Genomic DNA, 264 nt, shown 5'->3' on the forward strand with positions numbered 1-264 from the left:
ATTAGCGATTAAAGAATACAACCGTCGCCACAGACGTTTTGGCGGTGTATAAGGAGAAGGTATGACAAACGATTTACAGAAACGAGTGATATTTGGCGGCATTGCTCTAGCTATTTTCATTCCCTTTTTGTTGGCTGGTGGGATGGCATTTCAATTTTTTGTAGGCCTGTTAGCTATTATTGCTACGGCTGAATTGATTAAAATGTATCGCCTAGCACCAAATTCTATCGAGGGTGTCTTAGCTATGTTGGCCAGTTTAGTCTT

At 40.9% G+C, this 264-nt stretch carries 1 protein-coding gene; it reads left to right on the forward strand.

Translation table 11 applies throughout. The features are described 5' to 3' along the window. Window positions 1-61: 61 nt before the first annotated feature. Window positions 62-264, forward strand: a 203-nt coding sequence (locus C1G53_RS10980) for a phosphatidate cytidylyltransferase (protein ID WP_161941420.1), incomplete at its 3' end; no start/stop codon positions are given.

It is taken from the genome of Streptococcus suis, assembly GCF_002960445.1.
Lineage (GTDB): Bacteria > Bacillota > Bacilli > Lactobacillales > Streptococcaceae > Streptococcus > Streptococcus hyiners.